Consider the following 7,940-nt stretch of genomic DNA (forward strand, 5'->3'; position numbering starts at 1 on the left):
GAATTTAAGCTGGCGCTAAAAATAAGCGACATAAGCAAAGTAGGCAGGTTAAAGGCATTAGGGAAATTGAAAGCGGCCAAAGATAAATCGGTGGAGTTTGTGCAAAGAGTGAAAAGGATTCGCACGGCTCCGAAAACGATTATGACAACACCGGATGGATTACATGTTCCGTCCAACGAGTTTTTGTCACAAGAAGAATTATGGCAAAGATTTTCGAATGGTCCGGATGTGCGTGATGTGAATCATCGTATTCATGGGGATGGAGTTAAGGGTGTAGGAAAAGGGGAGCGTATATTAGGTAAAGTCAAGACATATGAACAAGCTAGGAATATAGCACTAGACTTGATTGGAGATTTAGGACCAAATTCAAAACCTTATATTGGAACACTTAAGTCAAGTACTGGATATGGTAAAGTGATTGGTAGGCAGTCTGCTGACAGAAAAGTAAGATGGAGATTAGACTATGACCCGGAAAAAGAAAATGCATATAAATATTGAAGACTTTCGTAATGGCAAAGGCGCTAACGCTCGAAAAATCGTAATTCCTTTTGAGGGTAGCGAAGGAACCTTTAAATCCCTGTTAAAACATTTGAATAAATAAGGAGAGTTTAAATGAGTCTATTTGATGAGTGTATTGAAGTACTAGGTGAGAATGTACATGTCTTTTCTGATCGTCAGAAAGAGCAAGTATTAAATGATTTTGAAAGTTCTTTTCCATTTACTGAGTGGGGGCGTATTGATTGGGTGAAAGTTTGCAATCATGCTAAAGTGCATACAGTAGATGAGATAATCTCCTTTTTACACAAAAACATGAAAGCATATAGTAATGTTGTTTATGTAATTTGGGACGAAGGAACATTACCAATAATTCAATCTACTTTAAATAAAGTTTTTGAAGTTATAGATGATGTTACTGCTGTAAGTTTTGATACATGGATATTTTCACCATATTCAGGTTATGTTATTGAAATATTTCATGATGGTGAAGTAAGAGTAGGATTAAAGTAAAATTGGATAAACCCTCATTATAACTGGAATTTGTAAAGATACTAATTCAGCAATTTTGCTTTATAATTTTAAGTATGATGCTAGATAAAAAGAAGTAATTAAAAATGGATATGAATTTAGGCTTGTTGGAAGTGTTTCATACATTTAAAAAAGCTTTTTAAAAGACCCTTGATTATAGATGTGATTTGATTTATTCAAATGATGATGAACTCTTACCAGATGATATTTTTGGCCAATGGTATGAAGAAGTAAAAAAAGATAGTCAATAACCAAGTTTGAGACCTTGAGGTTTATGCCGATCAAGGTCTTTTTAAGTGCGGTGGTTAGTACCGAAAAACACTGGAAGCGTGCCGATCAGCACCGCATCGAGACCGCTATATATGCGGGAGTTGCGATCTATGCTTCATGGAAACGAGATATTGTAAACGGAGACGCTTATAGCCGGGCGGAATATGTCGGGAATGTCGCCGCTCAAATCGTCATTCCATATGGGGAATTTAAGCTGGCGCTAAAAATAAGCGACATAAGCAAAGTAGGCAGGTTAAAGGCATTAGGGAAATTGAAAGCGGCCAAAGATAAATCGGTGGAATTTCTGCAAAGAGTGAAAAGGATTCGCACGGCTCCGAAAACAATTATGATAACTCCAGATGGATTACATGTTCCGGCAAACGAATTTTTGTCACAAGAAGAATTATGGCAAAGGTTTGCGAACGGTCCGGATGCGCGTGATGTGAATCATCGTATTCATGGGAGTGGTGTTAAAGGAAAGAATGGACGGAAAGAACTTGCCCCCAATACACGCTACATTACTGAGGAGAGTTACGTATATACAACGGATGAATTTGGTAGGATAGTAGATGTTGAGGCAGATGAATTAATCCTTAAAAAAGGAACACGAAATCCAAGAATGCAAGTAGTAGCTGGACGAGAAGATAGGCTCTGGGATGACGACGGTGGACATTTAATAGGAACTCAATTTCATGGTTCTGGTGATATTGACAATTTACTTGCTCAAAATAGAAAAATTAATCGTTCAGGCGGAGAGTGGTATAAGATGGAGACTGAATGGGCAAATGCCTTGAAAGAAATACCGCCGAAAAAAGTTTCTGTAAAAATTAAGCCGATTTATTCAGGTCCTTCCTTAAGACCGGATTCGTTTAAAGTGGTTTATGTAATTGAAGGTAAGGGAATTTTTAAAAAAACTATTGAAAATAAGCCAGGAGGTTGATTTCATTGAGTATGGAAAAAGAAATGAATAGGTTATATAGAGAACTAGCTGAAACGATTAATGAAATGATTCCAGAAGAGTGGAAGAAATTTTATTTTTATGCTCAAATATCAGAAACTGGAGGAGGAACCTATTTTTTTTATAATACACCTGAAAGTGAACAACAGTATAAATATAGCCTAGAAATTCCTTTTAAATATCAAATTGACGAAGAGGAATTTGAAAGAAAAGAAGATCTTTTATATAAATTGAGCAAGGAACTAAGAAATGTTTTTAAAGAAAATCAGCAAGAACTCTGGTACTCCTTTACAATGTCTCTTGAAAGTACTGGGAAATTTAAGATGCATTACGATTATACCAATTGGTTTGATACAGAATATAGTTTTAGTGATCAAATGATTATTTGGAAAAATAAATACTTAGGTGAAGAACCGAATGATGAAAATTATAAAGCATTAATTGATAAGTATTATAGGGAATTTCCGAATAATCCCATTTAACTTAATCACCCTGAACCGGTGGCTTACCGGGGAGATTCCCACAAGAAGGGGTTAGCCATATATAAGCATCTTAACAAACAGATCACCAACTTAATCCATTATTATTTTTGTGTTTTTAAAACTCAAATAGAGGTCCATGCCGCTTCAGCAGCATGGACCTCTATTTGAATGAAAAACAATAATTTGGATTGTACATCTTAAGTACAAATCCAAATTTAATACTTTCCAAACTAAACAAAGCGTATTTGTCGACAATCACTACGAAGTTAAAGTAATGTATATTCCTGAATTATATTAATTTGTTCTTAGGTAGATTGTAGGAAAACTAAAAAAGTCGTGTAAAAAGTCATGGTTTTGAAAAACTAAACGCATGTCATTTTCCTCATTTTTTCGACGGAGTATACAAATTATTCTGAAAATGGTCTATAATCCTTTAAAAAATGATAAAGAAAGGATCGTGGGTTCATGTCGAAAAGAAGGCTCGTATATTTATCTTTGCTTGTCTTTTGCCTCGGATTCTTCTCTCTCCCCAACTTAGGCCGGGCTGATTTTACTCCGTATTTTGGGCAAACGTACAAGCAGCCGGAGCAAGTGCTGAATTTGTTTCCTGATCCAAAGGTATCATTTGATACACCCGGTTTTGCACCTGGAAAATCCAATTTTACATCCCAGGAAGAAATGATTGCTTTCATAAAAAAATTGGAGCGGAAAAACCCGTATATGTCCGTTAAAATCATTGGACGTTCGCTTGAAGGAAGGGAAATCCCGCTGATTTTGTTCAGCAAGGGAAAAAATCTAAAGAAGAAACCGACGGTCTGGCTCCAGGGACAAATCCATGGGAATGAGCCGGCCGGAGGGGAGTCGACCCTCGTCATGGCGGAAAAGCTTGCTCACCAAAAACTCGGGAAAGACTTATTAAATCACATCAATGTCATCATCGTCCCCCGCGTTAACCCGGACGGATCGTATAAATTCGTACGGTATATGGCAAATGGAATGGATGGAAACCGCGACCAGATGAAATTCGAGCTTCCTGAAGTGCAAGCCATTCAGCAGGCAAAAGCAAAGTATGATCCCGAAGTAGTGATCGATGCGCATGAATATACAGTTAAAAGCTCAGCTTTTTCAGGGATTGGAAAGGAAGGCGGGCTCAGTTCCTATGACCTGCTCGTTCTGTCAGCAAAAAACCTCAACATTCCGAAATACGTAAGGACAACCGCCGATAGCCTGCTAAATAAAGTAAAAAAAGATCTGAGAAATGACCATTTTTCGGTTGAGGATTATTATACAGTTGAAAAGAAGGGCGATCAATTAGAAGTGACAGAGGGCAGCACCGAACCACGAATAGGAAGGAATTCTATGGGGCTTAATCCGAGCATTTCATATTTAGTCGAAACCCGTGGCATCGGCATCGGGCGTGAAAGCTTTGCAAGGCGTGTCGCCAGTCAGGTTGCAACACATACGGATATTCTGACCTATGTTGCTAACCATGCGAATCAAGTGAAAGCGGTTGTCGATAAGGCACGTGCCGATATTGTCCAAAAAGGAAAAACTGTCAATGATGATGATCCGATTGTCGTAACGAGTGAAAATACGCCTCTAGAAAATCAAACCCTTGATGTAGTCGATATCGCAAAAGGGGAAAAAACGAAAGTGAAGGTAGACTATTTCAGCGCAACCAATGCCAGACCGGTGCTAGAGCGGGAACGTCCTACCGCCTACATTATCCCACCGGCTTACCATCAGATTGCGGAAAAGCTCAAGATCTATGGGGTGAAAGTGCAAAAGCTCCGGAAAGATACGGAAGTGCCTGTCGAAGCCTTTACCGTGACTGATAAAACAGTGGATACTGAATATTATGAAGGCCACTATTTAACGAGCGTCAAAACGAATGTCACAACGAAAAACGTTCTTTTCCCGAAAGGAAGCTACGTATTCAGCATGGCACAACCAGAGGCCAATATGATTTCGCTCGCCCTTGAGCCGGAATCGGTCGACAGTTACGTAACGTTCAATTATCTGCCTGTCGACATCGGTGATGAAATACCGGTATATCGCTACATGCAGGCCGATAAATTAAAGGTGAAATAAAAGGTAAAAAAGGCTGCAAGCAACATAGCTTGTAGCCTTTTTTGAGTTTCATCATATATCCGGCAGCTGCCAGTCGATTTCGGTGCTGCCGATTCCTTTTAAAAATTGATTCGCCCTTGAGAATGGACGGCTGCCGAAAAATCCGCGGTGTGCGGAAAACGGGCTCGGGTGAGGGGAACGGATAATAGGGTGCTTCTTCGTGTTGATCAGCTCAATTTTTTCCTGGGCATGTTTTCCCCAAAGAATGAATACAACCGGTTTTTCCCTATCGTTTAATATGGAGATGATCCGGTTTGTGAAGACTTCCCAATTTTTCCCCTTATGTGAATTCGGATTGCTTTTTTGCACCGTCAAGACCGTGTTTAATAGAAGAACCCCTTGCTTCGCCCATGGAATGAGACAACCGTGGTTAGGGATAGAGCAGCCGAGGTCATCGTGCAATTCCTTGAAAATATTTTGCAACGAAGGCGGTGGCTTTACCCCGGGCTTGACGGAGAAGCTCAAGCCATGCGCCTGCCCCGGTCCGTGGTATGGATCTTGCCCTAATATGACCACTTTCGTATCAGCATAAGGAGTGAAATGAAGGGCATTAAAAATGTCATGCATGTCAGGGTAAATTTCTTTCGTTTTATATTCCTCAATTAAAAATCGCCGTAAGTTCAAGTAATACGATTTATGAAATTCATCTTCCAATAAAGGTGCCCAATCGTTTTTTAAAATTGCCATTGGTTGATAAACGCTCCTTAATAAATGATGTCCACTTAAAGACTAGCAGTTTATTAGAAAATCGGCAAATGCTTAAAGCAATAGACTAATAGAGAGATGCTCTTGCATAAAAATTTGACGATGCAACAAAATATGTATTATAATCGACATCAATTGAATTGCGCACAATTTAATTGATTGAAATTAAAGTGGAGGAGATGATTCAATGGCAGATGATGAAAGCAGCCTTTTCTCAGGCAGCAAAGAAGCTCTAAAGCTCGATCATCAATTATGTTTTGCAATTTATGCATGTTCAAAAGAGATTATCAATTTATACCGCCCGTTGCTCGAACCGATCGGGATCACCTACCCTCAATATCTTGTCCTGCTCGTATTATGGGAGAAAAATGGTCTTGCCGTTAAAGAGCTCGGGGAGAAATTATATTTAGACTCCGGAACGTTGACGCCACTATTAAAACGGATGGAAGCTGCCGGGTTCATTGAGCGGAAGCGTTCAACGGAAGACGAAAGAAAAGTGCTCATCCATCTTACTGAAAAGGGGATGGAGTTGAAACAGCAAGCGTCGGATATTCCGGAAGAGCTATTCAAGAAAAGCGGATTGTCAGCCAGTGAGTATAAAGACCTCATTCAAGAGTTTAAATCATTGTTACAAAAGGTTTGCAGAAGCAAAAAGGCCTGAGATGCGAAAGGATGAAATCATATGGAAAAAATGTATACTGCAACAGTGACTGCCACAGGCGGAAGAAACGGGAAGGTAGTTTCGTCTGATGATGTGCTCAATTTGGATGTGAGGATGCCAAAAGAATTAGGCGGATCAGGCGGGAAAGCGACCAATCCCGAACAATTATTTGCCGCAGGGTATGCCGCATGCTTTGACAGTGCCTTAAATCTTGTCATCCGTCAAAAGAAGGTAAAAGTAGAGGGAACAGAAGTCACCGCGAATGTTTCAATTGGCAAAGATGATGGCGGAGGCTTTCAATTAGAAGCGGAGCTAGATGTGAGCGTAAAAGGAGTGCAGAGTGAAACGGCAAGGGAGTTGGTCGAAGCGGCACATCAAGTCTGTCCGTATTCCAAAGCAACACGCGGGAATATCGAAGTCACTTTGAATGTAAAGTAAAGTTTTAAAAAAGATAAAAAGAAAGAGGAGATATCCATGGAGAAAAACAAACAAATTTTACTTGTAAGCCGTCCAAAAGGCACGCCAACTATAGAAAATTTTAAATTCATCGAAACAGATATAAAGGCGCCTGCTGACGGTGAAGTTTTAATTCGCACGCTGTATTTATCGGTTGATCCGTATATGCGCGGAAGAATGAGCGGCCGGAAATCATACGTTCCCCCTTATGAACTAAATGAAGTTGTCCAGGGCGGCGTCGTCGGTGAAGTCGTTGAATCAAAATCAGACCAATTTAAAAAAGGCGATATCGTGCTCGGTAATCTCGGCTGGCAAACATATTCTGTCGTAAGTGCCGACCGGATTGGGAAAATTGATCCCGATCTTGCGCCAATTACAACGGCCCTCGGCGTGCTTGGAATGACGGGGCTCACCGCTTACTTTGGCCTTCTTGACATCGGGCAGCCGAAAGAAGGAGAAACGGTCGTCGTATCCGGAGCTGCCGGTGCGGTAGGAATGGTCGTTGGACAAATTGCGAAAATTAAAGGAGCCCGTGTCGTCGGCATTGCCGGATCAGAAGAAAAAATCGCCTATTTAACGGAAGAACTTGGCTTTGATGCAGCGATCAATTATAAAACGGCTGACAATATTAAAGAAAAGCTACAGGAAGCTTGTCCGAATGGCGTTGACGTTTATTTTGACAATGTTGGCGGCTCCATTTCGGATGCGGTCCTTTCTCTTATCAATAAAGGAGCGAGAATTCCATTGTGCGGCCAAATTTCTCTCTATAATTTAGAGAAAGCGGATGTCGGGCCACGTATTCAGACTCAGCTTTTGATCAATAGTGCGCTTATGAAAGGCTTCATCGTCTCTGATTACCAGGAACGGTTTAAAGAAGGCATGGCCGACCTCGCCAAATGGGTAAAAGATGGAAAAATCAAATATAAAGAAAACATCATCGAAGGTTTCGAAAATACAGTTGAAGCGTTTCTCGGCCTTTTTAAAGGGGAAAACCTCGGGAAGCAGCTTGTGAAAGTGGCGGAACGTTCCTTATAAAAAACTTGTATTGTTCGCTTCACTATACCAATGATATAATAAGAAAAAAATCGTCGGGCAATGAGGCCCCTGTTCGCAAGATGAACAGGGGCCTTTTATGCTGTTTATGGCCAAAACTGATTCAAAATGGAGGCCGCTGAAAAACTAAGGTGTTTTTTTAATTCATTCTTTACATAAGAAAAAAAGCCGATTTTTTTACTAATTTTAATGTAAAAAA

The 7,940-nt window shown here is 40.2% G+C and carries 7 protein-coding genes and 2 pseudogenes; 8 read left to right on the forward strand and 1 reads right to left on the reverse strand.

The window, feature by feature from the left end; all coding sequences use genetic code 11:
* Positions 1-267: 267 nt before the first annotated feature.
* The 5 genes and pseudogenes from H538_RS26795 to H538_RS0117580 form a co-directional block, all read left to right on the forward strand.
* Positions 268-601, forward strand: a pseudogene (locus tag H538_RS26795) (T7SS effector LXG polymorphic toxin); the annotation flags it as partial.
* An 11-nt stretch (positions 602-612) separates the two neighbouring features.
* On the forward strand, positions 613-1,008 hold the full coding sequence (locus H538_RS0117565) for a CDI toxin immunity protein (RefSeq protein WP_026678705.1): 396 nt from the start codon (positions 613-615) through the stop codon (positions 1,006-1,008).
* Between the two features lie 757 nt (positions 1,009-1,765).
* Positions 1,766-2,236, forward strand: a pseudogene (locus tag H538_RS27075) (DNA/RNA non-specific endonuclease); the annotation flags it as partial.
* Between the two features lie 11 nt (positions 2,237-2,247).
* A complete protein-coding gene (locus tag H538_RS0117575) occupies positions 2,248-2,736 on the forward strand; it encodes an antitoxin YezG family protein (protein WP_026678706.1) in 489 nt (162 codons plus the stop codon).
* 465 nt (positions 2,737-3,201) lie between these two features.
* On the forward strand, positions 3,202-4,827 hold the full coding sequence (locus tag H538_RS0117580; protein WP_026678707.1) for a M14 family metallopeptidase: 1,626 nt from the start codon (positions 3,202-3,204) through the stop codon (positions 4,825-4,827).
* 51 nt (positions 4,828-4,878) lie between these two features.
* Here the strand turns inward: H538_RS0117580 and H538_RS0117585 are convergent, their stop codons facing one another.
* On the reverse strand, positions 4,879-5,553 hold the full coding sequence (locus H538_RS0117585) for a uracil-DNA glycosylase (RefSeq protein WP_026678708.1): 675 nt from the start codon (positions 5,551-5,553) through the stop codon (positions 4,879-4,881).
* Between the two features lie 205 nt (positions 5,554-5,758).
* Between H538_RS0117585 and H538_RS0117590 the strand changes: the two genes are divergently transcribed.
* The 3 genes from H538_RS0117590 to H538_RS0117600 are packed head-to-tail and all read left to right on the forward strand — an operon-like array spanning position 5,759 to position 7,723.
* Positions 5,759-6,232 (forward strand): MarR family winged helix-turn-helix transcriptional regulator, encoded by a 474-nt coding sequence (locus tag H538_RS0117590; protein WP_026678709.1) that lies wholly within the window; start codon positions 5,759-5,761, stop codon positions 6,230-6,232.
* Positions 6,233-6,253: 21 nt separating this feature from the next.
* Positions 6,254-6,670 carry an organic hydroperoxide resistance protein gene (locus H538_RS0117595; RefSeq protein WP_026678710.1) on the forward strand — a complete coding sequence of 139 codons (417 nt, stop codon included), beginning with the start codon at positions 6,254-6,256 and terminating at the stop codon, positions 6,668-6,670.
* Positions 6,671-6,706: 36 nt separating this feature from the next.
* On the forward strand, positions 6,707-7,723 hold the full coding sequence (locus H538_RS0117600) for an NADP-dependent oxidoreductase (protein WP_026678711.1): 1,017 nt from the start codon (positions 6,707-6,709) through the stop codon (positions 7,721-7,723).
* Positions 7,724-7,940 lie beyond the last annotated feature (217 nt).

This window comes from Fictibacillus gelatini DSM 15865 (assembly GCF_000430745.1).
In the GTDB taxonomy this organism is placed as follows: Bacteria; Bacillota; Bacilli; order Bacillales; family Fictibacillaceae; genus Fictibacillus_A; species Fictibacillus_A gelatini.